We start from the raw sequence: 26,828 nt of genomic DNA on the forward strand, positions 1-26,828 counted from the left end.
TCGAATGAGAGACAATCCGAAGCAGTGTATAACTATGCAGAATTCGTGCCGCTACGCTCGGACCTCCTGTCAAACAGGACCAACCAGTCTTGACCTTTCGCCGATCAGCGGCGGACGATTGAGGTTCCTAGATTTCCACCCATCTACCCGCCGGAATCCGCGGCCCCACCGCACTACGTCCAGCAAGACCACAGCTTCACGACGGCCGGCGTGTACGTCGGTTGAAGAGTCGATTCGAAAGGCAACCTCACATGGGCAGCACGGACCTCATCACCTACTTGAACTACATGTCTACCTGGGAGACCGAATCAGAGGAAAACATCGACGGCATTATTTCCGAGCAGGCTCTCTTTGTAAATCTGGGAGAATTCGATTCAGACACGGCGGTCAACGCCGAATTCACGACGCTGTACGACTTGTCGTGCGAGGTGCGTGACCTGACCGTTGCGGAGGACGCTACCCAGATTGCCGCCGACGGAGCCGCGGTAGCTGCAATCTGGTCTTTCGGACTTGGGATGGCAGCGTTCGCCGCTCTCGAAGCTGCCGAGATCATTCAGCAAAAAGTTATTTCATCGAAGTCCACCGACCTCAACAATAAGCTGACATCGGCCGACGCTGACATCTCCGCTCAAATCAAAAACTCGCAGGTGAGTGATTACGTCGCTAAATACAAGCAAAACAACAATCTGATTGCGAGCAAGGCTCCGGTGGGCCTCGACACGCGAACATGTCGCGGCCTTCTACTGCAATTCTTAGCGGAGGTGCAGAGAAACACGACGTTGAATGTTGGGACATTCAAGCAGTACGCCGAGTCCGCGCGGCGTCTATACAACAGCGACGAGATAAACGCGGTCTACGATGCTTTGGATACGCTGAATCTCAGTCAAAAGACTGATGCCGACGTCAAGAAATTCATGGACTTTCTGGCGGGTTGGAATTTCCCCGGTAAGCCCGAGATATCCATGGTCCAAAATGCGTGCATCGCGATTATGTTTTATAAATTGAAAATTGCGAACGACACCATTAAGGCACAAGCAGAAGCTGCCGGCCTTCCTGTGGAGGAAGTAGACGCCACCGCTTTTGGCGCCATGGATGCTGTCGGCAAGTTCATCGCGGTTGTCGCAGTCGTCATGTCGGTAGCGGACGTTGTGTTTGAAATCCTGGACATCGAGAACGTAGTCACACAGTGCGACAAGATGTGCGATCAACTGAACGGTCCCATTAAGCAAAGCTACCTCGACTACTTTAACGGAATAAAAACGTCAGCGCGTGCATACAAGGCGGCAATCCAGCCCGACTCTGGCAATAGTGCCGGACGCGACATCCAGCAGATGCAGAGTCAAATACAGCAGTGGGGCTCGATCACCCAATTCGGGATCCAGATCTCAGAGATCACGGGTACGGCAGATAATCCCGATCAGAAAAGCGGAACAGCAACCAAGACGGACCACGGGTTCTCGGGCTACAACGGGAGCTGGGAAATCGGAAACTGGGGAGACACGCTCAGATTCACCAACTAGTGCGGCTACACCGAACTGCTCATCATCGACGAGGCCGACCGCCTGAAAGCCACCGGCCTCGAACAGCTTCGGGACTTCGTCGACCGCCACCACCTGGGCCTGATCCTGGTCGGCATGCCCGGACTGGAACGCTACCCCCAGCTCTACAGCCGCATCGGCTTCGCCCACCAATACCGGCCGCTGAGCGATGACGACCTCGCCTTCGTGCTCGAGCGCCACTGGAACCGGCTCGGCCTGGCGCTCAACGCCGACGACTTCACCGACGCCGATCCCTCCGCGCGATCGACGCGACCCCATCGTGGCAACCTGATCGATCGGATATCCCGCTCTACGTTGTCGAACATGCACACCGCCTCCTCCGAGTTCGAGGTGATGTCTACCGATCCGAAAGGGCATCCGTGCCGAAGGAGCCGCGCGTGTCGCCCGGTAGTCCGGTCAACAGATCACCGCTGAGCCCGCGTGCGCTCGTCAGCGCTGGAGGTCCGGCTCGTCTTGTTCGGCTCCGAGTTGCCGGCGGAGTGCGTGGGCTCGAACTGCGGTGATACGCACGGCGCAGCGGGTCGGGGTCGCAGCATGTCATCGAACGCGTCCTGACATCCGGTGCACACGTCGCCGGGTTCGACGACTGGGAAGTCGCAGGTGGGGATAGTGCACGAGGTGAAGAGGTCGAGCTGAGGAAGTGGGTTTTCGGGCTCGGTCATGGTGGTCGTTCTCTCCTTCTGGGTGGAGCGCCCCGGGCAGATAGTTGCTGCCCGGTGCGCTCGTTGTTCGGCGGGTCGGGATGTGGCCGTCAGGATGTGTCGGCCGGACGTCGAATTAGCGGGCTTCGGCCACCTGGGCGCTGGCCGCGGCGGCGGCGGCGGCGAGGTCGATCGTCACCTTCTCCAGCGCGGTCCGCGGCACAGTCCAGTACCGGCCGTCTTCGCCGCCCAGTTCTGCGATCTTCACCTTGGCGCCGTTGGCCAGGACCACGAACAGCGTCTCCGGGTCGATATTGCGGGCCCGCTTCACCCGGACCGTGGAGCCGGTCGACAACGGCGCGACCGCGATGTCGGCTTCGCCAGCAGTTCCGCGGGGGCGGGCACCAGCACCTGCGGTTGCGCCCGCACTCCGGGTCCGACACCGTCGAGTGGCGTGAGTTCGTAGTTCACCTTCAGCCGGCGGACCACCTCGAAAACGCGGCCGTTCATGTCCTTGTTCGCGACCACGGGGTCGATGATCACGCGGTCACCGGCCTGGAAGATGTTCTTCGACATAGCTTTCCGTTCTCCTTCGATGAGGGGTGTGTGGTGTGGGTGGTTATGCGGGGATCCAGGTCACGCCCCGGTCTCCGATGAGAGCGACCCTCCCCGCCGGTGCGCCGCCGGTGTACTGGTGCAGGGCCGTGCGGGCGCGGGTGACCGCGCAGCCGAGTGCGTCGGGCGAGTCGCCGAGTGCCTCGACGCTGGCTTCGCCCAGTGCCAGGGCGACCGAGTCACCCTGCGTGTCGTACAGGCCGACGGTCCAGCCCGTAATGGGTTCACCGGTCGTCAGTGCGGGATCGCCGTTGGTGGTGGCGAGGAGGTAGATCGATCGGCCGTCGGGGGCGTAACCCGCGTCGCCGGTGAGGGCGTAGCAGTTGCCACCGGTCGAGGTCACCTCGGGATCGGCGACCTCGACCGCCGCCTCCACCGACCCCGGCTCGTCCCGCACGACCAACGCAAAACGCCACCGACCGATCCGCCTCGCTCGGCATCCGCCGAACGAGCTGCCCGATCGCGGTATCGACATCCAACCCCGGCGCGGTCGTCACACCCTTGACCTCGACGTAGACCCGACGACCGTTCTTCTCGGCAACAATATCGACGAAATCCACCTCGGTACGCACCGTCCACCCCTGAGACGACAACCACCCCGCGAACGCCTCGACCACGCGAGCCTCGTCACCTCTCACACGAAACACGGTAAGCCGGAAACCACAGTTCCGAACAACACCCGGCGAGAAACACATTCGGTGCGGCTATGCCACGATTCAGGCATGCCCCGGCAGATGCCAAGCGGTGAGGTCGACGTCAACGGATCACCCCTTCAGGACCTCATCCGCGCCATTCATGTAATCGACTGACCGCTAGTGGCATTCATGTACACGATGTCTGACGTCACTCAGAACCGGCCATGAAGCACGTTCACACTCGGCGCGCTGGGACCGGCACTGACCGCCACGTCCTCGGATCATCGATCCGCGATGGTCTCCACCGGACGCGTAGCGCAACCGTGTCCCGAACCTGAGGCCGGAACGCATCCACGGGCGGCGGCAACCACCTATCATTCTCCCCTGTGTCGGCCGGGTGTCCGCCCGGTCGAATCCGGGTTCGGGGCGGAGCGGTAGGAGCTCGGATCGATGGTCAGGTCTTCGGTGTCGGCGAAGACCAGCCGCCCGTCGTCAAGCGCGACCGCCCACCGATGCACCGGCGCCCACGCGTGCCCACCACCGCCCGGGTCGGTCACCGCCGCATAATCCTCGACCACCTCACCGGTGAGATCGGCCGCGGTGCTCCTGCGGACCAGCACCCGGACACCGATCGTCAACGCCGGGCCACCGACCGGCCGGCTGCCACTGTTTCGGGCCATGTTGATGCACCTCTTCGCCCGGAGACTCCCGAGATCGAGCATAAGCTCCGACCGGCCCGGGACGCGACCCGACCGACGCCACGACTGAGGACTACCGATCGATGTCGAGGCTGGCCATCGGTAGCATGGTTACCGGCGTATCCTGCAGATTCGCCATCGGGGATGGAATCTGGCCGCGACTGAATAAATACCGCTGATGACACAGGTGAGGATTTCGAGACCAGGGGTGAGGTCGTGTGCTCGGCACCTCGTCGGCATCCTCGTCGGCATCCTCGTCCTCGCTTCTTGCGCCACACCCGATCCCCTCACTCCGACGGTCTCGGGCACCTACACCACACGTCCGATGACGAACGGTGCACAGATCATCCCGCCCACAAACAGTCCGCCGCCGGAACCACCGCTCCCCGAGTCGTGCGGGGCGCTCGCGAGCCTGCGGCCCGGCCCGCAGCCCCCGCCCGGGCAGATGCCGCCCGGTGGGTCACTCGCCGAGATCGCGGCACGCGGCCGGTTGATCGTCGGTGTCGACCAGAACACCAACCTCTTCAGCTTCCGCGACCCGACCACGGGCACCCTGCAAGGGTTCGAGATCGACCTGGCGAGGGAGATCGCCCGGGACGTCTTCGGCGATCCGACCAGGATCGAGTTCCGGCTGCTCAACTCCCCCGGCCGATTCTCCGCACTCGAGCACAACGACGTCGACGTCGTCATCCACGGCTTCTCGATCACCTGCGACCGCGCCCAACTCGTCGGGTTCTCCACCGAGTACGTCCGCGCCTTCCAACGCATTCTCGTTCCGCAGGGTTCCGACATCACCGGGCCGGCGGACCTGGCCGGAAAGCGGGTCTGCACCTTCATCGACACCACCTCACTTGGCACCGTCCAACGCGTCGCACCGGATGCCACGATCATCGCGGTCCCCGATTGGGACGACTGCCTCGTCACCATGCAGAAACGGCAAGCCGACGCGACCAGCACCTCCGACTCGATCCTGGCCGGGCTCGCGTCCCAGGACCCCCATTTTCAGATCGTAGGGCCACGACTGGAGTCAGAAGAGCACTGGGCGATCGGTGTCAACAAGTACAAGGACGACCTGGTGCGGTTCGTCAACGGCACCCTCGACCGCATCCGCGCGGACGGCACCTGGATGCGCATTTACGACCGATGGCTCGCCCCTCTGCTCGGACCCGTCGCGGGCCCACCCCCGGCGACCTATCGCGATTGAGCGGCAACGAATCTTCGCATTGCCGCAGACGGCAACGGTGGATGTTGCCGAATAGCGGAATCCGCACTCTCCCTTGAAATGCCAACGAGGTGGGTCACTGATCTCTGGCGTCACCGTCACCCTGACCGGGTACGACCCTTTACTGCGAAGCGTCCATGGAAAGGAAATCGACGAGGAAATGAAGCCGCCGACGCCGGGGAAGGCGTGACCGGCTTCATTGATGTTGCACCCGGGTTATCGACGGTCAGTCGGGGCTGCCCCGCCGACCCCTCGAACCAGCGGGGTTGATGTCGCCTCGGGCAGTGCCGCTGCCGGTCTCGGCGGCTTCGCACAACCACAGCCGGGCACCGGATACGCCGGAACGGCCAGTCGCGATCACTGAGATTTGATGTGCGCCCGTTCCGGGTTGCCCAAAGGTCCCGTGAATTCCGAACGGACAATCCATACCCGGCAAACCGGACAAGCTTCGCGCAAGGTGCTCGATTCCTTGACCTGCGAATGTGATCCACAATACACTGTAGTCGACAACTGATGTATCAGACGCATTTCAGTGGGACGCCGGTGTCGCCGCATTGCTCGGAACTGCCCGTTCTGCGCCGAGGAACGCAGAATGCACGCTCGGGTTCGATGATGAAGGAATCGCGCTATGGGTGCAGCACCCGCGTTGAAGAAGGGCTCAGCGAACGGCAGCTGAGAATGATCGCCATCGGGGGTGTGATCGGTGCAGGTCTGTTCGTCGGCTCGGGCGTGGTGATCCACGCGACCGGACCGGCCGCGTTCATCCCGTACGCACTGTGCGGCTTTCTCGTCATCATGGTTATGCGCATGCTGGCCGAGATGGCGGTGGCCCACCCGTCGACCGGATCGTTCGCCGACTACGCTCGAAACGCCCTCGGCGGCTGGGCGGGCTTCTCCGTCGGCTGGCTCTACTGGTACTTCTGGGTGATCATCGTCGGATTCGAGGCGATCGCCGGGGCCAAGATCGTCCAGTACTGGATACCCGGTATCCCGCTGTGGCTGTGCTCGCTCGTCCTCCTGGTGGCGATGACGATGACCAACCTGTTCTCCGTCTCATCGTTCGGTGAGTTCGAATTCTGGTTCGCCGGCATCAAGGTCACCGCGATCATCCTGTTCCTCGGCATCGGCGCCGCCTACGTCTTCGGCCTGTGGCCGGGCAAGTCGGTGGACTTCTCCAACCTGGCCTCCCACGGCGGCTTCTTCCCGAACGGGGCATGGGCGATCACGGCCGCCATCGTCACCGTCATCTTCTCGATGACCGGGGCCGAGGTCGCCACGATCGCCGCGGCCGAATCCAAGGATCCCGAACGCGCGGTCGCCAAGGCCGCGAACTCGGTCATCGCGCGCATCGCGCTGTTCTACGTCGGGTCCATCTTCCTGCTCGTGACGATCGTGCCATGGAACGACGACACCGTCGCGGCGTCACCCTTCGTTGCCGCGTTCACCAAGATGGGCCTGCCGTACGCGGACCACATCATGAACGCCGTGGTGCTGACCGCGGTGCTGAGTTGCCTCAACTCCGGCATGTACACCGCCTCGCGCATGCTCTTCGTACTCGCCGCCCGCCGCGAGGCACCGCAGCAGTTGGTCAAGGTGACCCGCCGCGGCGTACCCGCCATCGCGATCCTCGCCTCGTCGATCGTCGGGTTCCTCTGCGTCATCGCCGCCGCGGTCTCGCCGGACACCGTCTTCTCCTTCCTGCTCAACTCCAGCGGTGCCGTCATCTTGTTCGTGTACTGCCTGATCGGCATCTCGCAGGTCACCCTGCGGTACCGCAGCGGGTCCGAACACCTGCGAGTGAAAATGTGGATGTTCCCGGCATTGTCAATCTTCACCGTCGTCGCGATCATGGCGATCCTGGCACAGATGGGCATCGAGAAGGATTCGCGGTCGCAGCTCGTGCTGAGCCTGCTGTCGTGGGCGGTCGTGATCGTGCTGTACCTCGCGAACAAGTGGTTCATCGCCCGCCGCCCGGAAGTCGAGGGAGCCGTCGCGAAACCCAATCCGCGCCGAGTGCTGGTGCTGGCCAATGAAACCGCCGATTCCGCCGAGCTGCTCGCCGAGCTGCATACCATCGGCGCCGACCAAGCCGCGAGCTACTTCGTCGTGGTGCCGGACAGCCCTATCGAGACGGGCGCCGCCGCGACCCACGGGCCCGTCGACGTGCGGGAGGCTACCCAGCAGGCCGCGCAATCGAGGCTGGACCACACGGTGGCGACACTGCGGTCGAACAACCTCGACGTCGACGGCGCGCGCGGTGACTTCCGGCCGCTTCGGGCACTCGCAAACGCCGTCGACACCTTCCGCCCGGATCTGATTGTCATCGCGACGCTGCCGCCGGAGATGTCGGTCTGGCATCGGTTCGATGTGGTCGACCGGGCCCGTCACGACTACCCCCAGATTCCCGTGACCCACGTGGTCGCGATCCCGGTGGCTGTCGAGGCGTTCGTCCAATGACGATCATCGCCGGGTTCAGCGCGAGCCGGCAGGGCGGCGCACCGTTGCATCTCGCGGCACAGTTCGCCCGCACCACCAGCGAGAGGATCAACGCCGCTGCCGCCGTGGAACGCTCGCTATCCGCCGGAGCCGACCCGCTCGAAGACCAGCACCGGGCCTGGCCGCCACCTGGGCGAAGCGATCGCTCGAGCAGGTCGCGGGGCGGATATGCGGTGACCTCGACATCACCACGGTCATCCATCACGCCACCTCGATCCCGCGGGGACTGATGGAGTTGGCGGAACAACACCTCGCCGAACTCGTCGTCGTCGGATCCTCGTCCTCGGGTCTTTTGGGCAGGATCGCCCTGGGCAGCGTGACCGAACACCTGGTGCACACCGCCGAGGTGGCGGTCGCGATCGCTCCCCGCGGCTACCCGTCGACTCCCCTTCCCCTGCAACGGCTCACGGTGGCCTACGGCGGCGCCGCGGACGCAGCCGAACTCATCAGGACCGGCGCCGAACTCGCCAAACCGTGGCGGGTGCGGATGCGGATCGCCTCGTTCACCGTGCGGCCGACCACGATGTTCGGAGGCTCGATCGCCCGCTCCGCCGAGGATCTCGTCACCGAGCAGTGGACGCGCAAGACCCTGCAGTCGGCACGTAAACAGCTCGACGCGGTCCGCTCCACGATCTCGATCCCTGACGCGGACGTCGTGCTCGGGACCGGCACCGACTGGCCGGACGCGGTCGGCGACATCGCCTGGGAATCCGGTGAGCTGCTGCTGCTCGGATCCGCCGCGGCAGGCCCACGCGCCCAGGTGTTCCTCGGGTCGGCGGCTTCGAAGATCCTACGGCACGTCCCCGTCCCGGCCATGATCGTGCCGAGGCGCCACCCCTAGCCCGAGTTCCCGGGGATGTTGTCACAGGGCACGCCGGGAGTATGACGACCGAACACGGACAGACGCACGTCGCCGCGCCTGGGTCGGTGGGGGGACCGTCCCCTTCCGCCTCTGAGGGCCGGTGGCCGGTTGCACATCGTCGAAGGCCAGGCGCTGGCGTCGCGCGCTCGACTGTGTTGCGGTCGGCGGCGGGGAGGGAAGAAGGCCGTGGCACGGGGTGAGGAACCACCACGATCTGGATTTGCTGCTGGTGGTGCTCTCGACGGATCCCCGCCTGGTGTTGTGCCTGGAGGTTGCGGACGGGGATGCGGCCGACCGCGGCGGCAACATCGTGGTGCACCCTTCCGAGACGGTGATGTTCCGTCACGGCATTTTGTTGATGTAGTGAAAAAGCGTTCAGGACTTCATGTTCGGATGTAAGAAAGCTACCGCGGTGTAGGGACTCACACCTGGCTTCACCTGATCAGCCCGTGACCAGCGGGGCCGACGTTGTCTCATGGCGATTGCACCGTCGTCCATCTCAACTTCGCTGCACTTCTTCGCCGGCGCGGTGTGCGGCCGTGAGTAACAAAGCATCCTGACCTGCGGAGTCTCAATCGCGGCGCGCCGAGTGCAATCGAAGTGCAGCTCGCGCTGAGACAGGTGCAGGCGAGATTGAGAACCTACACGCGGGACGGAGGAAAGTCATATCGCACTTCCGATCTGAATATTCAGCCAATCGGACAGCCAGGTGATCGCGTCGCGCCCCGCGTTGTCGACGACCAGGGCGCGGTAGTTGGTGTGGGCGCCGGAGGTGAAGAAGCTCGCGGCCTGCAGGCCTTCGCCGACCAGGGCGGTCAGGTCCTCGGCCCCTTGTGACTGGGCCATGGTCGTCAGCGAGCCGGTCAGCGCCGGCAGATCGACGTTCTGCGTCTGGGTGCTGATGTTGGTGGCCGCGTTTGACAGCTTGCCGAGTAGTTCCGGTGGGGTCTTGGATGCCGTGCCGGCGAGCATGGTCACCGCCACCGAGGCCAGGTCGAGGCCGACGGGGACGAGGCCGGCCATCGCGGCCCCGGCCCCGATGGGGTCGGGGACTTGTCCGGGGGGCGGGAGCAGTTTCTCCACCGCGGTCCAGGCGATGTCCTGGATCCGCCCGATGAGGGTGGCCAGCCGGATGACGTCGACGCCTCCGAGGATCGACGCGACGAGTGCGGCGATCTGGGTGTATCCGGTGGGGTCCGGGATGACCGACAGGAGCTGGGAGACCCAGCGCAGATCCACGGCCGCGGCCATCTTCACCAACGGCGCGAACTGGTTGTTCAGCTCCCCCGCCACCTGGTGCGCACCGTGGGCGTCGAGGGCGGCGACCCTCTGCGGCAACACCGTGAGATTGCGGAGAATGCCCGGGACGTCGAGAGCGGTCACCCCGGTCGCGACATTGAGCACCTGGCCCACCACCGTGGCCGGTTTCAGCACCGACAACACAGTCGACGCCGCCGACAGTGCATCGGCTGGAACCGACGTCAGCGGGGCGACCTGACCGCCGAGGGTGGTGGCCGCGGCCGACAGCTGCGCCGCGTCCCCCGATGCCCCTGCGACGGTCGTAGTCCCCGAATCGGCCAGCTTCCTCGCGGTGTCGGCGATCGTCGTCACGGTGTCCAGTGCGGCGGACAGGTCGGAGGCCCCGGCCTGGGAGAGGACCTCGGAGGCGCTGTGTTCGGGGCTACCCACCTGGGCGGCGGCGAGCTGCCCGCTGGCGGCACGTGCGGTCCCGGAGTCGATCAGATCAGCCATCGGGGCGAGCGTGGTAGCGATGGACGAGGCCGTCGCTGCCACGCCGCCGACATCGACATTCGGCTCGGAAAGCTGCTGCCCGAGGGCGGCGACGGTGCGTCCCAGCGCGGGCAGGTCGGCACCGGAGAAATCCGAGGTCAGCGCGGTGGCCAGCCGGGCATCGCCACCGGTGTTCCTGGTTCCACCATTTGCGCTGGTATCGCCGTTCACACTGGGAGTCTTGGTCAGGATCGACCCGAGCGAGCCCAGTAGTGGGTTGTCGCCCTTGCGGATCGAGCAGTACAGGTCCCCGGGGTCGCAGATCGAGGCGACCCGGCCGGAGAGTGTGCCCATGCCCCGCGGGCGTGGATCGGCGATGCCCTGACCGGAGGTGCGAGGGCCCACGATCGCCGAGCCTTGGGTGCCGGCGCCGGGGTCGGCGAGCAGGCCGACGGCCAGGACCCGGTCGGCGGGCACGGGCCCGTGGTCGTTGCCGATCCCGGAGGCGAGATCGCCTGCGGCGTCGGCGCCCTGGGAGTATCCGGTGATCGTGAACTTCGTGTTCGTGCACGTGCTCGCCACCTCTGTGAGCACCGCCGTGGCCTTGGTGAGGGCGTCGAGTTTGCTGTCGGCGTAGGTGTGCCCGTTGTCGAACGCTCGGGCCATGTACGGCAGGGTGTAGACCTTGGCCCGGTCACCGTGGGCGGCGGTGATGGACTCGGCGACCGGTGCGAGGATCCCGACAGGCCGGGTAGGGTCGGCGTCCTCGGAGGTCTCCCAGGTCCCGGGGATCAGCAGGTTGAACGTCGCCGCACAACTGGTGGGGTCGGCATGGGCGATCGAGGGGGCGGTCACCGCGACACTGCCTCCGGTGATGGTCGCGCACGCGGCGAGAGCGACCAGGCTGCGGGCTCTCGAACGTCTTGCGGGCATGGGCACCTCATCTGTCGCCGGCGAGCTATCAAGCTCACCCACTGGTGTGGGTTCCGGGATGCCACGCGCAGCCTCCGACAACAACGCACCGGTGGGGTGAGGTGCATACGGTGACCGAATTCGGCAGCGGAATTCAACGGGGTATGTGGATAACTTCTCCTCCCCGCCCTCATTCGCACGTCGCCTGCTACCCCGACCCCACCGCGCACTCCCGTAGCGGTGCGAGACGTGCTAGCTGCGATAGCGGTGCTGTCCGGAGCTGAACTCCGGACAGCACACGTCCCCTGAGATCAGAGCCAAGACGACGACCGCGCACACAGCGACGGTTGTGGGCACGAAACGCGCAAGCGGGGTCACCACCCCAGGACAGGGGCACCAGATCCTGGGCGCCATCGGATTCCGCGTGTGATCAGATCCAGTCGATGTGGACCGAATCGATGTGGTCGAAGTGGAATCCGAACTGGTCGCTGTACTTGTCGAAGCCCTTGTTCTCCGGGTAGTCGAGGGTGGCGTGCCGCTCCAGCAAGGCCACGACCCGGGCGTGGTCGTCGTTGGCCAGTGCGGCGGCCAGTTCGCGGGATTCCTCGCTGGTGAACTGTGTGTCGGAGTTCGCGAAATCCAGGGTGCGGACCCGGTAGTCGTAGCCCTCGTCGGCGCCGTTGCGGACCATGACACCGCCCTTGACGCGGATGACCGCTTTCTTCGGGGTTCCGTCCGGGCGCAGCACGCCGGCGCGTTTCATGATGTCCTCGGCTTTGACGTTCTTGAGTTTCTTGCTGGCGTCGGCACGCAACTCGTTCGTGTCCCCGGACCGATACCGGGAGACGGCGGAGCGGGAACGGCCGATCTTAGCGGCCACGGCATCGACGCCGCCGAGTCGTTCGATCGCCGCTCGGCGTTGGGCTCGCTCGAGGACATCCGGGTGCGGGATGCGGCCCTGTTGCGCCCAACGGCGCAGCGTGCGGTCGGACGGCGGTGTGCGGCCGGCATCGATCGCGGCCTGACGCAGTCCCTCGTTGCCGAGTTCCTTGCGTAGTTGTGTGACCGAGACCTTGCTGGTTAGTCCGGCCAGTCCCCCGCTCTTGACCTGCTTCGACTTCTCGACACCGCTGGTCGCGGCGTTGGCGACCGAGACTTTGAGGCCGTCGAGGCCGACCGCCTCCTGCGCCGGTTTCGTGGTGCGGGGCTTGGGAAGATGCAGTGCCATCAGAGTGCCCCCTCCCCTTCGTCTTCGGCGAATGCCGCCTTGATCGCGAGGTTCACCTCGTGCACGTCCTGCGCCGAAGTGAAGGCGGACAACAGGGTGTCGGTGAGGACCACGTCCTTCTCGACCGACATCTTCCCCAGCGCCTCACTCGGGTCGGCGATTTCCTCCCCGCCGGCCAGGAGGTACACCCAGGAGTCGGTGACGGTGCGGACCGGCCAACGGCCGTGCTCGCGGGCGATCCGCATCGCCACCCGTCGGCCGCGCCACCGGCAGTGCGCGATGATCGCCGCCCGCCAGAGCGGTTGGTGGTGATGTTGCATCCGGGTCGCGGTCCACATGTCCGGGTTGACCATTCGCCCGATGTACCCCTTGTAACACGTTCCGAGGAACCGTTTCGTCGCTTCGTCGTCGGTGTCCACCGCGGCCTTGCGGGCCTCGCGCAGGATTTTCGCCCACTTGTCGAGGGTGCGGCCCTGCTGTAGGTAGACCCAGGCCTCGGTGATGTCGAGGTCGTCGAGTTCGGCGCCGATCCCCCCATCCGCGACCGGCGAGCACAGCCCGTCCAGGCTGACCGTGGTGACCCAGGTCTGCACCGGTTGATCAGCCAGCATGTGGGGGTGCGGCAGCGGGAGCTTCTCGGGCAGCGACAGTGCCTGCCCGGGCGGGAGGGTGATCCGCCACAACCCGAACGGGGCCCCCTTCTCCCCCACCGCCGCAACAGCGGCATTGTCACCAATCAGGTGCTGGGGCTGCCCATACCCGAATTCGAGCATGCCCGCGGAGGCAAGGTAGGCGGCGCGTTGGTCGATGGACACCAACCGGCCCGTCCCGTCCAAATCCTGCGCGTCGGGGACGCGGGTCCAGCCGACAGCGGGTTCGAGGTCTCCCCGCGGCGGGCCGTCGAGGGGTGGAACCGAGCCAGGTGCGGTGACGACGATGCCTTTGCCGCTGCGGGTGCGTTCACGCTTGATCTTGTCGACGAGGGCGGCCCCGGTGCGCGCCGGTGTGGGGCCCGGGAGCACCCCGAGGTGCTGGGCGCACCACGCCAACCGGCGTCCGAGTTCCCGGGCTGCCGGCAGGTCGTCGTCGGGGAGATACGTTCCGGCGGTGGGGGAGCCGAGGATCCCCATGTCGCCGACCCGGTTGTGCCAACCGAAGTCCTTGTTCCAGTAGGTCCACACATACGGCTCGATCACCACATCGACCATCGAGGTGAAGTTCCCGATCGAGCGGGACAGGTGCACCACGTGCCCGGGGTCGCCGCGCAGTTCCCACCCTGCGTTCAGCAGCGGGGTGAGGGCGGCCTGGAGGACGGCGGTCAATTCTTGGGCGGCGCGGGTGCGCAGGGCTTCCATGTCGTCGACGTCGTCTTCGCTGCCCGGGTCGATGATCCACCCGAGCAGCTCGCATGCCGCCTGTCCGACGACCCAGATCTGTGCGGGGGCTCCCAACGGGGTCAGGGCGGCCCAGCGGATCAGTTTGTCCAGCTTCTCGACGGAGTCGACCGGACCGGTCAGCTCCCGCCCGGAGGGTGTGTACGTGCCCGCGGCGGTCACGATCAACGCGTGACCATCGGCCTCGTCTCCGGCCGGAAGCGCCTCCCACACCGGTGTACGGGGTGTTGCCGTCGGCTCGATCTCCGATGCTGGGAGATCCAGGGCATCAGCGGCCGTGGTTGGTTCCGCCGTGGCGGCTTCTGACGTAGCTGTTTCCGCCGGTGCGATTTCGGTGGGCTCGTCGCCGCCGTCCACCGCAGCGCTATCCATCTCTTCGCTGTCCACCTCGGAGGACGGCGGGGTCGGGGCGTCGGCGACATCCCACTGCTCGGACGATTCGGGGTGTGCGGCCACGGCTGCCTCAGAGTCCGCCTGATCGGCTGCGATGGGGACACCAGCTTCGACGGAGACGGCGTCATCATCATCATCGGGGACAACGTCATCGGTGGAAGCGGGAGATATCGTCAGCGTCGCCTCGGGCAGTGCGAACAGAGGTATCTGTTCCCACGGCCCGCTCATGAGTCCTGCTCGACGATCCGGCCGTCATGATCTGCCGGAGGGACGCTGTAGCGGTCGAAGAACTCCTGCAGGGCCACATCCACGACGTTGGTCACCGTGGATTGGCGATCGTTCACCAGCCAGGTCAACCGGGCCTCCGTCGAGGCCAGGACCCGGGTATTGAGCGGAACCTTCGCCGGTCCCTTCCGCGGTTCCAACCTCGCCGTCAATTCCGGACTCGGCCCTCCCGCACCACCGGAGTCTCCCGCACCGGGAGCGCGTTTCCCCGACCCCGCGGCGCCACCTCGGGCTCCGGTCGGGCGGCGGCGGGCGCCGCCTTCGGAATTTCCCACCTTCGCCATACCCACCCACTCGTATTCCGCGTGCCGCCGTGTGCTTGCGCGGAAATCACCCTACCCATTGCGGGCCTTATTACAGGTATCTTCGCGGGCATGTTTGCATGCAGATTTGCGCCCGGGATGTGACGGGGCGCTACGGGCGCAGGCATTGACGCCGCTGGCGGTGACATAGCCGGATACACAGCTCGGGTACGTCAGCGCAGGAAGCCGTCACGACTCGACAATCTCGGATTCGTCATTCCACCAGCGTGATCGGCACCCTTGGGCGTGATGAACAGGTGGTGCCGGTCGCCGTCGTGGGTGAGGGACATCGCCACCCCCGTGGTGTGTCCCTCGGCGAACCGTGCGAGCAGCTCGTGGGTGGCCTCGAATCGGATGTGGCTGATGCGGTAGGTGGCGCCGCCCAAAGATGAGGCTGGGCACCCTACCCTCCTTTGCTGGCGGTGGAGCGTTGCCGAAAGTCTCGCTGACATCCCGTCCTCGGCGAAGACAGACACACCGTCGCGGCACGAGGGGCATCCGCTGCGGGCGCGGTTACCAGCGGTAGACGACGCTCGGGTTCGGCTCGTCGCTGCCCCGAATCGCGACCGGAGTCGCCGGCGTAATCAGCAAGCGCACCGTCGAGTTCTGGCTGACAATACCGACGAATCCGCCGGTGCCGTTGTCTGCGAAGAGGCCCCTGATAGCGTACTCGAGGCCGTGGGCGGCGGCCGCATCGGCGAGCGGATAACGGACCCCGTCGTAGATCGCTTCGTAACTCATCATCCTTCTCCCACTGGTCTCGTGGTGCCCACAGCATACGAGCGTCGGGCCGACGGTCGATGCCGATGCCGATGCCGATGCCGATGCATCTTCCGCAACCGAGATTCGACCGGATCGCTGCACTCGGCCCCCGCGGTCAGCCCGCCCCACGCGCCACCGTCGACCTGCGCCCCGAGCGACAGACCGACGGCATCCCCTTCAGCTTCTTTTAGCGTTGCCCGGGACCTGCACCACCCGGGGAGGTTGGCCGGTTACCGTCTGTCGGTATGGGGACCACCTTCCACGGGCCGAGCCCGTGGCCGCACATCACCCGCGCCATCCGCACCCGAGGTGCCCGGTACGCCGCGATCGGCTACCTCGGCCAGGACGCACCCGAGCTGCTCCCGCTACGCGCCGGAGACGTCCTGGTCGTCAACGCCTCCAAAGCCGCGATCCGGGCGCACGCCACCTCCCCCGCCGCCCTCGCCTACTACGTGAACAAAGGGGTGCGGGTGCTGTCGTCGCCGACCCTGCACGCCAAGGTGATCGTTACCAGTCGGCGCGCGGTGATCGGGTCGGCGAACGCCTCCGAGAACTCCGCCCTCGCCGACGACGCTGTGGTCATCACCGACGACCCCGACATCATCGCCTCCGTACGGACATTCATCGACGGCCTCGACGAGATCACCGAAGTCGATCAGGTATTCATCGACGACGCCACCCGGGAGTGGGAGATCGGCCGCGCCGTCCCCCTGCCCGGGGTCACCGGCCGCGTCCGCACCGAGACAGACTTCCTGCCGACGCCGGTGACCCGGATGTTCGTCAAACACGCCGTCGACTACGAACCCAGTCTCACCGAACAGCATATGCTCGACGAGCACCGGTCGCGGCAACGGACCACGGCGGGGCCGGCGGTGAAGTACCAGCTCGAATCGCTCCGCCTCGACAGAACCAGCGCTGTCCGGCGCGGAGACGTGATCGTCTCCGTCGACGACGGGTGGATTTACCCACCGGCCGTCGTGGTGTCCGACCCCATGAAGATCCCGCGATCGGGCGGCGCGGTGCTGTATTTCCTGCGTATCCGCACCGACCTGTCACCGCTTCCCCTTGCCGAGGCAGAGAAGGTGCTCACCGACCTCGGGCACCCCGGCTCACGGTTGCGGACCGACCACTACGTCCGCTCCCCCAGCCTCCGGACCGCGCTGCTGGGACTGTGGGACCTCTGACCCCTGCGTCAGCGTGGGAGTCCGCTGCACAGAACCGACGAACCCGACGGCCGAAACGCTAGACGGCGTTAGATACCGCGACATTGTTGCGCGCGAGTCGAAAGGTGCCAATGCGGTGCTGCCAGTCTTCCGGCTTGAGGATCAACGGGCCCTTCGTGAACCTTGGCCGCGCGATGATATCCCCGACTCACAGCATGCCGGCCAGACCAACCATTAGCACTCCACCATCGAGAGTGCTAAATTCCGTGTAACCGAGGACACGGACCCGCGAGAACCGCTGGGCCCAAACACAGTCGCCGGCCAGCTGCAGCGCAAGTGCTACCGCCCCGGGTCGGGGCAGTGGCTGGAAGGTTGATTGCCCTTCGAACGATTGGGCACATCCGGCTTCGCCACACCGATGACCGGGCCACCCGAGGCACTGGAGAGGATCATGACCGCCGCTACCCCGCGCCCATCAGGCGTCACCAGCGACAAGAGTTCCTCTGCGCGCGCCCGCCGACGAGCGCCGCGCGGGGGATCGCGGCTGCCCTCCGTGTCGATCGCCCTGGGGGCGTTGTCCATCGCGTCGTTCTGGGTGGTCGGACTCGGGTTCGTCCTGGGCGTGAGCGCCATGGCGTGTGGCGCTCTCGCTACATCCCGGTCCGGCGCAGCCGGCGATGAGCCGGCCTCCCTGCGGGCGTTGCTCGGCGTCGTCGCCGGTGTCGCGGGGATCACGGTGTCCGCGATCGCTCTTTTTCCGGTGCTGGAGTACCTGTGACCTGCGCACCAGCCCCTACACTGTCGCTTGCCAGGGTGATGGGACCACCTCGTTGCCACGAGCATGGGACCACCCGAAGGTGTCATCGAGCATCGACCTCGCCTTCTGAACTGTCAATGGCACCACGCCCGGGTCGGGTGCGTTGCCGGTAGGACGGGCCCTCGATGACGAGGGTGTGCGCCGCGGAGGTGAGCCGGTCGATCGCCGACTGCGCGAGCAGGGCGTCTGTGGTCATCGACAGCCACTCGATTGGAAGTGGCATACGTTCGTTCTCTCGGAAATCGCCTGCGAGCTGGTCATTCAGCCCGGTTTGGGGAGTCCACTGTTTTCGAGGTGGGATTCCATTCGTGTCGGTACCACCTTGACGAGCAAGGTGGCCTTAACCTATGTGGCATGAGTCACACATTTCGTGTGGTGCAGGGCAGGACGGTCGAGGTCGCCCACGCGTCGACCGATCCGCTGACCTTTCAACTCGAATGCGTCGAGGCGTTCGTGACCTCGCGGGTGGTCCGAGGCTTCAGTGCGGTGACCATCGAGAACGAGACAGGTGAGCTCGAGCGGATGCTGGCAGCGTTGGGCAAACCGGTGTGGGAGGCCACCGCCGACGATGTCGATCGGGTGGTCGGAGCGATGGCCGCGGACGGCTTGCTGGCGTCGACTCGACGCAGATATGTGCAGGCGCTGAGCAGTTTTCACCGGTTCCTGATCACCCGCCGCGCCGGGGAGATCGAGGCGTTGTTCGGGGTGCGGTTGACGAACCCGATCGACGAGTTCAATGCGAGCCGTCATGTCGGTGACGATTCACCGAGGCTGCTTCCACCTCCGAGCGTGAGTCGGGTGGCCGTCTTCTTCGACTTCCTCAAGGAACGGATCGGCTCGGCTCGCAAGTACGCGCCAGCGGCCCGGGATTATGCGCTGTTCCGGACCTTGTATCACGCCGGGTTGCGCTCCGATGAGGCGTCCAAACTCGAGATCGCGGACGTCTACCTCGGGCAGGGCCCGTTCGGGAAGTTGCATGTGCGGTTCGGCAAGGGTGCCCGCACCTCCGGGCCCCGGCCGCGGTGGGTTCCGATGCTCGACCACCTCGATCTGGTGGTGCGGTGGTATCTCGAGGATGTACGACCGAAGTTGCCGGAATCGGCGGTGTTGTTCTGCGATCAGAGTGGTGGTGCGATGGCCCGGGGCACGATCCGCAACCGTCTGCGGTATCTGCAGGATCTCGAGCACTGCTCGCCGGCGGACCGGTTCAGCCCGCACGCGCTGCGCCGGGCATGCGCCACCCACAACTACGAACGAGGAGTCGATCTCGTTGCGATACAACAGATGTTAGGGCACTGGACGGTGGGATCGACGATGCGGTACGTCCGTCCGTCGGAGACGTTCATCGAGGACGCCTACCGCAGCGCGGTGTCCGACACCGTCGCGTTCCTGCAGGGAGATGATGATGCACATTAGATGGAAACTGCGGATGGCCGCGGCCCAACGGGAAGTATGGACCGGCACCCAGCTGCGCCGTCTGCTCGCCGAACGCGGCGGACTCGAGCTGTCGTCGGCGTCGGTGTCGGCGTTGTTCACCAAGGAACCCTCGCAGATCAAGCTCAGCACGCTGCTGGCGTTGTGCACTGCGCTCGACTGCACCCCGAACGACCTGTTCGACCTCGACACCACGCCCGATCGGGTCCCCGCCGAGCCCTCGGCGCCGACAGCGTCGGAGCCCGCGGCGCGGCGAGTCGGCGGCCGGTCGATGCCGCCGGTGTGACGAAGAAGGTCGGGGACTGCCACCCGCTGCGGTCGGCCGCGGGGCCGACTCGGGCGCGATTTGTGCTGCCGGTGCTGGCGCAACGCGGTCGCCGCTGCGGCGAAGTCGCCGTGTCCCCGTTGCGGGATCGAGCGGGTCTTGAGTCCGGACACCGGGCGATGCCGGTGGTGCTCGCGCACCTGCCACGACTGCGGTGCCGCCGTCCGCGGCAAGGGCGAGACCCGGTGCCTGCGGTGCCGACGCCGTCACGACCTCGCCACCGCCCGCCGACGCTGTCCGCGTTGCGGCCGCGACGGCTACTTACGCGAACACACCGGTTGGTGCGGACCGTGCTCACAACCCGGGCCGGCGCCGAAGCCGGCCGCCGCATGCACCGAATGCGGGCGCGTGATCCGCGGCGGCGGGGCGAGGCTGTGCAACCGCTGCCTGCAACGCCGCCCCCAACGCCCCTACACCCGCGCCGAACACCTCCTCGCCGAACTCGATGATCCACCGAATTGGCTGTGGGACTTCACCATCCACGTTGCAGATCGGTACTGCCCGGGGCAGGCGACACGTCTGGTGAGTCAGCTCGGGGCACTGCTGCGCACCGAGCCACGGGCAATGCCGCAGACCTTACTCGACCGGGCCCGCATCCCCGGCCGCTCGATCGGGTCGCTCGCGAAGATGCTCGAGGACTTCTTCACCGCCCGAGGCCTTGCCCTGCCCACCGACCAGTCGCAGCGGCTCGCGGCCGACCGCCGGGCGCGACGCGTGCAGGCCGTGCCCGAACCGTTGCGGCCCGCCGTCGCCGCATTCGAACGCGCAATGCTCGACGAACGAGACCGCGCCCGCCGCGCCGGGACCCGGCCCCGCGCCGACACCACCATCGACAAGCGATTGGCCCAGATCCGGGACCTGTCATGTCATCTCGTCGGACGCGGGATCGAGGACTGGGCGCAGGTCGACAAGGCCGTGATCGAGGACTACCTCGCCGAGGTCTCGCCGGCCGGCGGCCCCCTGGGCGGACTTCGCCACTTCTTCCGCTTCGCCCGCCGCAGCAAGCTCATCCTGATCGATCCCACCGCCGAGCTGCGCGTGCGCACGCCCCGCGGATTCCATGGACGGACCCTGCCGCGCTCGCGACAGCGCGAACTGTTCACGCGCTGGTCCACATCCACCGAGGGGGCGCCGAACGAGGCCCTCGTCGGCCTGATGGCGTTGATCCACGGTGCCTCACAGCACGAACTGCGTCACCTGCAGCTCGCCGACATCGATCCCCAGCACCACACGGTTCGGCTCGGCCGCCGCCCACATCCGATCCCGCTGGACCCGGCGACCTGGGCCGCACTGACCCGATGCCTCGAGCACCGCAGATCCGGCACCCACAATCCCCACGTCATCGTCACCAGCCGAACCCGATCCGGGCGGACACCGGCGTCCCGGCCCTACCTCAGCCACCTCCTCGGCCCCGCCGACACCACGATCTCCACGCTGCGCGCCTCCCGACTGCTGGCCTTGGCCAACAGCCACGATCCCAATCTGATTGCCACCACCTACGGCATGAGCCCAGAGGGCGTCCTGGCCTACTTCGCCGACCGCGTCGATCCCACCCTGCTCGCGGACCTGTGAGAATTCAGGCGTCACCGTGCACACGTTCGCACGAACCTGTGCGCTTTATCAGGGGACCTATTCGAGGAGACGATCGTCGGCTTCCGGCGATGGCGCTCCACGACCAACTCGTAGAAGTCGTTGGTCTCGGTGGCGTCCAGGGGGCGAAGCGCAAAATCGTCGAGGACCAGGAGATCGACGGTGGCGATGCGCCGCATCTCCGCCTCGACCGAGTTGTCGAGCCGGGCGGCGCGCAGACGAGCGAACAGCTTGTCCGCCCGCGCGCAGAGCACCGTCATCCGCCGCCGGATCGCGACGTGCCCGAGGGCGGTCGCCAGGTGCGTTTTTCCGACCCCGACCGGTCCCAGAACCAGAACCGAGTGGCCGGCCTCGGCGAACCGCAGCGACACCAGATCCGAGAGCAGGGATCGGTCGTAGCGGAGGTCGTCGAGGGCGTTCCAGGTGTCGATCCGCATCGACTGATCCAGACCGGCTTTCGCCGATCGCAAAGTGGCCGAGCGTGATTCCCGCCGTGATACCTCGTCGGCGAGGAGCAGTTCCAGGAAGGCGACGTGGCTGAGCTGGTGCTGGCGGGCCAGGGCGAGTCGCTCGGGCAGGGTGTCCTTGAGGGCGCCGAGCTTGAGGGCCTTGAGAAGGGTGATCAGGTCGGCGCCGATCGGATCGACCGGGCCGGAAATGGGTGCGGGTGGGGTGGTCATCGTGGCTCCTTCGTGTCGGCGTTGCCGCCGGCGATCACCGTCAGATGCCCGGTCCTCTCGGTGGCAACCCCGGTCCCGGCAGTGGCAGGGGTGGTCCTTTCGGTGGCAGCGCCGGTCCCGGTAGTGGCGACGCCGGTCCCGGTGGTGGCAGGTGTGGTCCGGTCGGTGGCGAATTCGGCGGGGTCGCGGGTGAATCGGGACGGGGCCGCCGATCCGGCGGCCGGCAGTAGCGGTGCGGTGGTCTCGGTGGCGCGTTCGAGCATCGAGGCGATCTTGCTCACCGACACCACATCCAGATCCAGCGCCGTCGAACATGCCGTGTCGACCGGGCCGGGCCCGTAGCGGCGGACCAGTCCGAGCAGCCGGTAGACCGCCCGCATCCGGATCCAGGGCAGCGGATCGTCGAGCAGTCGTTCTGCGTAGATCCCGACGGCGCGGCCGTGCCCGGCGCAGGTGCCGATCAGTCGGTCCAGGTCCCGCATCGCGTATCCGACCTTCTCGGTGGGCAGGTCCTCCGGGTCGGTGCTGCGCCCGCCGGCGGGCTGGCGCGGGTGCACCTTCACCAGGGTTCCGCGGGCGTAGAACTTCACCAGCGCACTGTCCGCCCGCACCTCGAGCACACTGCCGATCCACGGTCCCGGGATCGAATACAACGCCTTGGCCACCTCGGCGTGAAAGTCGCGGTGCACCTTGACCTGTTTGAAGATCGGCACGTCGTAGACCGGTGGGACGGGCAGCAGCATCGGTGCCTCGTCCGCGTCGAACACCTCGAGCGGGCGGGCGGCGGTGGTGCCGTGGGTCCGCATCCCCGCGGTGTCACGGCACCACGCTTCGGCCCGCTGTTGCGCCTCGGCGAGATCCGCGAATTCCTCACCAGCCCAGTAGTTCCCGCGCACATACTGAACTGCGCGCTCGACCCTAGGTTTGTCCTTCGGGGACCGGATCCGGGCCGGGTCCGTCACGAACCCGGTGTGCTGGGCGTAGTCCAGCCAGCCCTGCGACAGCCGCGGATTGACCGCGTCCGCCTCGGTCACCACCGCCTTCAGATTGTCCGGGATCAGGACCTTGAAGACACCGCCGAAGAAGGTCCACGCCGCCTCGCAGCCGGCGATCACCGCCGCCAGGGTCTGCGAGTACGTCAGCCACACGAACATGTGCCGCGAATACACGGCGGTGAAGATCAACGCGTGCACCTTGCGGCGCCGCCCGGTCTCCGGGTCGGTCAGATAGCCCAGGTAGCCGAAGTCGATCTGGCATTCACTGCCAGGATCGCCGTCGACGACCCGAACGGTGGTGTCCCTGCGGCCGAAACCGCACCGCTCGGTGGCGAATCGGTGCAACGTCCGATACGGCACCACACAGCCCTGACGGGCCAGCAGCGTTTCGATCTTGGTGATCGTCAGCGGCGGATGCGGTCCGTCGCCGGCCACCCACGCGGTGATCTGGTCCTCGAACCCCAGCAGCCGGTCCCAGGCGGACCCGTGCCCGCTCGGGCGGGCCGGGCGCACCGCCTCGATCACCGCACCGATCAGCCCATCGTCGAGGGCCTCGACACCGTCGGTGCGCTGCAGCCCCGCCGCCTGCGCGGCCTCGACGTACCGCCGCGCCGTCTTGCGGTCCACCCCGCAGTGCGCCGCGATGGCACGTAACCCCGGCGGCCGGGACCCGGACACCCCGAGCCAGACCCGGAGCACTTCCTTGACTTCGTTCACATTGACCTCCCGAAAAGCCATGCCCGTCCGCCTTCGTGACCGGGAATACCGACACGACGATCAAACGAGTCATCCGACGGGACTCCGGCGCGACGCGCCGGGTGGTCCCATAACTGGCAATCCAAGTGGTCCCATGAGGGTGGCAGAAATCAGGTCATACCGGTCCCATGCCCATGGCAGGCGACACCTACACCTCTCGCCCTCGACTTGTGGAAGGATCCGCACCACCCGTGACCGCCGTCCCCTGCCCGCATCTGTCCGCCACACAGACCACCCTCGATACCGATCGCGACGACCCCGCGCCGAACGGCGCGGCGCTCCTCGAGTCCTGGGAAGCGGGTATCGCCGTGACCATCGGCCTGGCGGTGCTGACCACCCTCGTGTGCACCGTCCTCGGATCCTTGGCGCTGGCCCTTCTCTCGCTCGTCGCGGTCGCCGGCATTGCCGGCCTGATCACCGCCGCCCTCTGACACTGCCCGCGTGCCCCGTCCGCTGGCGTGGAGGTTCCGGTGGTGGCGCAGTATCACCCCACGTCCAGCATCCGTCGTGCCTCGGTGGACCCGGAGCGCACCCTGCGCTCCTCGGCGGCAGCACACCTTCCGGTGGGGTCGGCCCCCTGATCTCAATTACCGGGCTGTAGGTCTCGCACTCGAATCATCCTCGCGGGGAGGGGCTCTCAGGAACTTCACAAACACCGTGGGGCCGAGTGATGCGACGATGAAGCATGCGCCGCCATCGTTGGCCGGGCCTCGCGCCAGCAACCACCGGAGGGATCGCCGTGCACATGCCGATCGTGGCCGAGATAGATCTCACCCTCGAACTGGGCGCGGCGACCGCGTTCGTGTCCGGGCTGCTGCTGCTGCGGTTCACGCTGTGCGTCGCCGGTGTCCGCGCCGACTTCGTGCAGGTGTGCGACGGCCCGACCGCGAAGACACGGCCGGGCCATGGCCACAGCTGTTCACTGCGCCCGCCGAGCAGCTCCACCGTCACCGACAACCACGTTCGATGGCATGCTGGCCGCGGCGCCGGCGCCTGCCGTGACTGCGATCAGATTCTGCAGGACAGCACCCCGCTGCCCGGGTGCGGATCGCTCAACTTAACCGAGTGATCAGCACCAGCGACAGCATGACTGGGTATGAGAGTGTGGCCCTTCAGGCTAGGCAACCCGTCAAGGGGGATGGCTGGTGATGATCAAAACTGGAGACGACTGCACACGCGGGAGAGGTTCCTTCCGTAGGACGCTCCCACGCGTGGGGAGTCGACCCTCAGACGGACGACCCGGGGATTTGGACGCATCGACATCGACTGATCGAACCTGTCGGTGTTCACTCGAATCATCACAAGCACTGTGAAGACTCGACCCGAGCGGGTGGACGCAATGGCGGCGCCCGTCATCGTCGCCGGGGGGAAGGACGGCAAGGATGAAACCGGAAACAGCGGACGCTCGCATGTTGCTGGCGGTGATCGAGCACGCCCAAAACCTGGTCGCACTCGCCGACTACGACACCGGTCGCGTGCTCCATCTCAACCCCGCCGGAATGCACCTGATGGGATTGACCGACGAGGCGGCCGTCGCCGCTCGCTGGGCGCCGGAGTTCTTCACCGATGTCGGGTTCGTCCAGGCCCCCGAAATGGAATCAACCCTGCTCGAACAGGGCCAGTGGGAGGGGCGGTCGGAGTTTCGGAATTTCCTGACCGGTGAACCGATCCCGGTGACCCTGTCGGCCTTCGTGGTCGAGCGCAGTCCGCAGGACCGCCCGACGGTGATCGCCTGCATCGCCCAGGACCTGCGGACCGCTCAGGAGCACGAACAGCGTCTGCACGCAGCGTTGGAGGCGGCCGCGTACCGGGCCCGCGAACAACACGCCCTCGCCGAATTGAGTCAACTCGCCGTCGACGGCGACCTCGACCGCGTGCTCGCGGCCGCGGCGGACGCCGCCGCCGCGCTGATGGGGGTCAACTGCGCCTCGGTGGCCCGGGCCGAGGAGCCGGGCGGCGCATTGCGGGTACTCGCCTACCGCGGTCAGCCACCCGCCCCGGAAACCTTCACCCCCGGTGCCGATTCCCAACCCGGCTACGCGGCCGCCGTCGACGAGACCATCATCTGCCCGGACCGGTACGGGGAGCACCGGTTCTCCACCGAAGCCATGAACGCCCGGGGGTTACGGAGCGGAGTCTGCGTTCCCATCGGCGCCGAGCCGGTGTGGGGTGTATTGACCGCGCACAGTGCCCGCCCCCGCGAATACTCCGACCGGGAGGTGATGTTCCTGCGCTCGGTGACCGCGGTGCTGACCGCGGCGATCCGGCGCATCGAGGCCGAGGAGGCGCTGCGGTATCAGAGCCTGCACGACCCGCTGACCGGGCTACCGAACCGTGCCCTGGTGCATCAGCAGATCGACGCCGCCCTGGACGCGGCACGCGGGAGCGAACACCGGGTCGCGGCGTTGCTGATCGACGTCGACGAGTTCAAGAGCCTCAACGACCGGCTCGGCCACGCCGTCGGGGATAACGCCCTCATCCTGTTGGCCGAACAGCTCCAGTCGGTGGTGCGCCCCACCGACACCGTGGCCCGGATCGGGGGCGACGAATTCCTCGTCGTGTGCCCCCAGACCACCTCGGTCGAGGAGGCCATCGCCATCGCCACCCGGATCACCGAACTACAAGTCGGGGCCGATTCGGACGGGCGCGACCTTCGGTTCACCGCCAGCGTCGGTGTCGCACTCGCCGGACCGCAGGAAACCCGGGAGACGTTGATCCGTCGCGCGGACGCGGCCATGTACCACGCCAAAGCCGCCGGAAGCGGCTACGGCCTCGCCCCCTGACCCGACCAACCGCACCCAATCGTGTAGGCCACTGATATCCGGTGACAAACCCGGTCGAACCGCAGACCCGGGGAACGAAAACCTACAACCGGGTAGGTTCCACGGCTCGGTGTCACGTCTTCGCGCATCCGGCCTGCGGGTTCTCAACCTCATGGCGGCGGGTGATTCTCACGAACGTGTCGGAATCCTCAGCGCGGCACCCACGCCGCCGGCGAGGGCAATGCAGACCGCGGAGAGCAACGGCAACCCGCGTAGTCCACGCCAGCATCCCTTGAAGCACCGAACCCCGAGTTCTGCGACCGCGTGGCGAGATCAGTGACACGATCACCGCCCACCAGATCATCGTTGAGTCATACCCGACATCGTCGTGATTCATGCCCGACTCGGCCGTCGGCAATCGGGGTTTCTGAGATTGATCGGTTGATCCTATCGAAACGGCTGCGTCCATCATTCATTCGTTTCTCGAACACGAATTCGCGACACCGGATCGACCACGCCCTCCAGGACGCTCTAAGTCGGGGGTGAAATTCCCGAAATCTGCTCGGGCGGC

General features: G+C 66.4%; 24 protein-coding genes and 4 pseudogenes. 15 read left to right on the forward strand and 13 right to left on the reverse strand.

All coding sequences use genetic code 11. From position 1 onward, the window contains the following. The first annotated feature begins 251 nt into the window (after positions 1-251). Together BLV94_RS07690 and BLV94_RS07695 are read left to right on the forward strand one after the other, a co-directional pair. Positions 252-1,520, forward strand: a complete 1,269-nt coding sequence (locus BLV94_RS07690) for a hypothetical protein (protein WP_072950175.1) — start codon at positions 252-254, stop codon at positions 1,518-1,520. Between the two features lie 24 nt (positions 1,521-1,544). Beyond that, on the forward strand, positions 1,545-1,973 hold the full coding sequence (locus BLV94_RS07695) for an AAA family ATPase (protein ID WP_255315054.1): 429 nt from the start codon (positions 1,545-1,547) through the stop codon (positions 1,971-1,973). Positions 1,974-2,336: 363 nt separating this feature from the next. Here the strand turns inward: BLV94_RS07695 and BLV94_RS50710 are convergent, their stop codons facing one another. The 4 genes from BLV94_RS50710 to BLV94_RS07715 form a co-directional block, all read right to left on the reverse strand. Further along, on the reverse strand, positions 2,337-2,531 hold the full coding sequence (locus BLV94_RS50710; RefSeq protein ID WP_244163547.1) for a hypothetical protein: 195 nt from the start codon (positions 2,529-2,531) through the stop codon (positions 2,337-2,339). Then, on the reverse strand, positions 2,528-2,776 hold the full coding sequence (locus tag BLV94_RS50715; RefSeq protein ID WP_244163548.1) for a hypothetical protein: 249 nt from the start codon (positions 2,774-2,776) through the stop codon (positions 2,528-2,530). Before BLV94_RS50715 ends, BLV94_RS50710 begins: the two co-directional genes overlap by 4 nt. Positions 2,777-2,819: 43 nt before the next feature. Then, positions 2,820-3,212, reverse strand: coding sequence for a hypothetical protein (locus tag BLV94_RS49940; protein WP_371851616.1), 393 nt, complete (start codon positions 3,210-3,212; stop codon positions 2,820-2,822). A 612-nt stretch (positions 3,213-3,824) separates the two neighbouring features. Continuing rightward, positions 3,825-4,130 carry a hypothetical protein gene (locus tag BLV94_RS07715; RefSeq protein ID WP_072950215.1) on the reverse strand — a complete coding sequence of 102 codons (306 nt, stop codon included), beginning with the start codon at positions 4,128-4,130 and terminating at the stop codon, positions 3,825-3,827. A gap of 196 nt (positions 4,131-4,326) precedes the next feature. On the opposite strand from BLV94_RS07715, the gene BLV94_RS07720 reads away from it, so the two are divergent. The 4 genes and pseudogenes from BLV94_RS07720 to BLV94_RS07735 all read left to right on the forward strand — a co-directional run bounded on the left by BLV94_RS07720 (position 4,327) and on the right by BLV94_RS07735 (position 9,092). Continuing rightward, positions 4,327-5,352: a glutamate ABC transporter substrate-binding protein gene (locus tag BLV94_RS07720; protein WP_072950170.1), complete on the forward strand. Its 1,026-nt coding sequence runs from the start codon at positions 4,327-4,329 to the stop codon at positions 5,350-5,352. A 646-nt stretch (positions 5,353-5,998) separates the two neighbouring features. Continuing rightward, positions 5,999-7,827, forward strand: a pseudogene (locus tag BLV94_RS07725) (amino acid permease). After that, positions 7,824-8,707: pseudogene (locus tag BLV94_RS07730) on the forward strand (universal stress protein). Before BLV94_RS07725 ends, BLV94_RS07730 begins: the two co-directional pseudogenes overlap by 4 nt. Before the next feature lie 241 nt (positions 8,708-8,948). Beyond that, entirely contained in the window at positions 8,949-9,092 is a 144-nt protein-coding gene (locus tag BLV94_RS07735) for a hypothetical protein (protein WP_244163550.1), read from the forward strand. A 299-nt stretch (positions 9,093-9,391) separates the two neighbouring features. Here the strand turns inward: BLV94_RS07735 and BLV94_RS07740 are convergent, their stop codons facing one another. The 6 genes from BLV94_RS07740 to BLV94_RS07760 form a co-directional block, all read right to left on the reverse strand. Then, positions 9,392-11,392: a cutinase family protein gene (locus tag BLV94_RS07740; RefSeq protein WP_072950167.1), complete on the reverse strand. Its 2,001-nt coding sequence runs from the start codon at positions 11,390-11,392 to the stop codon at positions 9,392-9,394. Between the two features lie 409 nt (positions 11,393-11,801). Then, positions 11,802-12,599 (reverse strand): hypothetical protein, encoded by a 798-nt coding sequence (locus BLV94_RS07745; RefSeq protein WP_072950165.1) that lies wholly within the window; start codon positions 12,597-12,599, stop codon positions 11,802-11,804. Then, on the reverse strand, positions 12,599-14,614 hold the full coding sequence (locus BLV94_RS07750; RefSeq protein ID WP_072950162.1) for a hypothetical protein: 2,016 nt from the start codon (positions 14,612-14,614) through the stop codon (positions 12,599-12,601). The genes BLV94_RS07745 and BLV94_RS07750 overlap by 1 nt, the downstream gene beginning before the upstream one ends. Then, entirely contained in the window at positions 14,611-14,955 is a 345-nt protein-coding gene (locus tag BLV94_RS07755) for a hypothetical protein (RefSeq protein ID WP_072950160.1), read from the reverse strand. Before BLV94_RS07755 ends, BLV94_RS07750 begins: the two co-directional genes overlap by 4 nt. Before the next feature lie 191 nt (positions 14,956-15,146). Then, on the reverse strand, positions 15,147-15,359 hold the full coding sequence (locus BLV94_RS49435) for a hypothetical protein (RefSeq protein ID WP_167372113.1): 213 nt from the start codon (positions 15,357-15,359) through the stop codon (positions 15,147-15,149). 127 nt (positions 15,360-15,486) lie between these two features. Continuing rightward, entirely contained in the window at positions 15,487-15,714 is a 228-nt protein-coding gene (locus BLV94_RS07760) for a hypothetical protein (protein WP_072950212.1), read from the reverse strand. Between the two features lie 65 nt (positions 15,715-15,779). Between BLV94_RS07760 and BLV94_RS49440 the strand changes: the two genes are divergently transcribed. From BLV94_RS49440 to BLV94_RS07770, 3 genes are all read left to right on the forward strand, one after another. Continuing rightward, positions 15,780-15,926, forward strand: a complete 147-nt coding sequence (locus tag BLV94_RS49440) for a hypothetical protein (protein ID WP_167372144.1) — start codon at positions 15,780-15,782, stop codon at positions 15,924-15,926. A gap of 54 nt (positions 15,927-15,980) precedes the next feature. Next, positions 15,981-16,919, forward strand: coding sequence for a phospholipase D family protein (locus BLV94_RS07765; RefSeq protein ID WP_072950158.1), 939 nt, complete (start codon positions 15,981-15,983; stop codon positions 16,917-16,919). A 430-nt stretch (positions 16,920-17,349) separates the two neighbouring features. After that, the gene (locus tag BLV94_RS07770; protein ID WP_244163551.1) at positions 17,350-17,676 is read left to right on the forward strand and encodes a hypothetical protein; all 327 of its coding nucleotides are present in this window, start codon (positions 17,350-17,352) and stop codon (positions 17,674-17,676) included. Positions 17,677-17,758: 82 nt separating this feature from the next. Here BLV94_RS07770 and BLV94_RS07775 read toward each other — a convergent pair. Beyond that, positions 17,759-17,929 (reverse strand): annotated as a pseudogene (locus BLV94_RS07775) (ATP-binding protein); the annotation flags it as partial. 140 nt (positions 17,930-18,069) lie between these two features. Between BLV94_RS07775 and BLV94_RS07780 the strand changes: the two are divergent. The 3 genes from BLV94_RS07780 (at position 18,070) to BLV94_RS07790 (ending at position 21,046) form a co-directional block, all read left to right on the forward strand. After that, positions 18,070-19,131, forward strand: coding sequence for a tyrosine-type recombinase/integrase (locus BLV94_RS07780; RefSeq protein WP_074933673.1), 1,062 nt, complete (start codon positions 18,070-18,072; stop codon positions 19,129-19,131). Then, positions 19,121-19,435: a helix-turn-helix domain-containing protein gene (locus BLV94_RS07785; RefSeq protein WP_005265299.1), complete on the forward strand. Its 315-nt coding sequence runs from the start codon at positions 19,121-19,123 to the stop codon at positions 19,433-19,435. Before BLV94_RS07780 ends, BLV94_RS07785 begins: the two co-directional genes overlap by 11 nt. A 387-nt stretch (positions 19,436-19,822) precedes the next feature. After that, positions 19,823-21,046 (forward strand): site-specific integrase, encoded by a 1,224-nt coding sequence (locus BLV94_RS07790; protein WP_072949918.1) that lies wholly within the window; start codon positions 19,823-19,825, stop codon positions 21,044-21,046. A 50-nt stretch (positions 21,047-21,096) separates the two neighbouring features. On the opposite strand, the pseudogene BLV94_RS07795 reads toward BLV94_RS07790, so the two are convergent. Both BLV94_RS07795 and istA read right to left on the reverse strand, forming a co-directional pair. Continuing rightward, positions 21,097-21,744 (reverse strand): annotated as a pseudogene (locus BLV94_RS07795) (ATP-binding protein); the annotation flags it as partial. After that, on the reverse strand, positions 21,741-23,477 hold the full coding sequence (gene istA, locus BLV94_RS07805) for an IS21 family transposase (RefSeq protein WP_083395515.1): 1,737 nt from the start codon (positions 23,475-23,477) through the stop codon (positions 21,741-21,743). The pseudogene BLV94_RS07795 and the gene istA, both read right to left, overlap by 4 nt. A 209-nt stretch (positions 23,478-23,686) precedes the next feature. On the opposite strand from istA, the gene BLV94_RS07810 reads away from it, so the two are divergent. From BLV94_RS07810 to BLV94_RS07820, 3 genes are all read left to right on the forward strand, one after another. Beyond that, positions 23,687-23,926 (forward strand): hypothetical protein, encoded by a 240-nt coding sequence (locus BLV94_RS07810; RefSeq protein ID WP_072949923.1) that lies wholly within the window; start codon positions 23,687-23,689, stop codon positions 23,924-23,926. Between the two features lie 314 nt (positions 23,927-24,240). Next, on the forward strand, positions 24,241-24,564 hold the full coding sequence (locus tag BLV94_RS52055; RefSeq protein WP_371851613.1) for a hypothetical protein: 324 nt from the start codon (positions 24,241-24,243) through the stop codon (positions 24,562-24,564). A gap of 313 nt (positions 24,565-24,877) precedes the next feature. Continuing rightward, on the forward strand, positions 24,878-26,278 hold the full coding sequence (locus BLV94_RS07820; RefSeq protein WP_072949925.1) for a sensor domain-containing diguanylate cyclase: 1,401 nt from the start codon (positions 24,878-24,880) through the stop codon (positions 26,276-26,278). Positions 26,279-26,828 lie beyond the last annotated feature (550 nt).

Source organism: Rhodococcus koreensis, assembly GCF_900105905.1.
Taxonomy (GTDB): Bacteria; Actinomycetota; Actinomycetes; order Mycobacteriales; family Mycobacteriaceae; genus Rhodococcus_F; species Rhodococcus_F koreensis.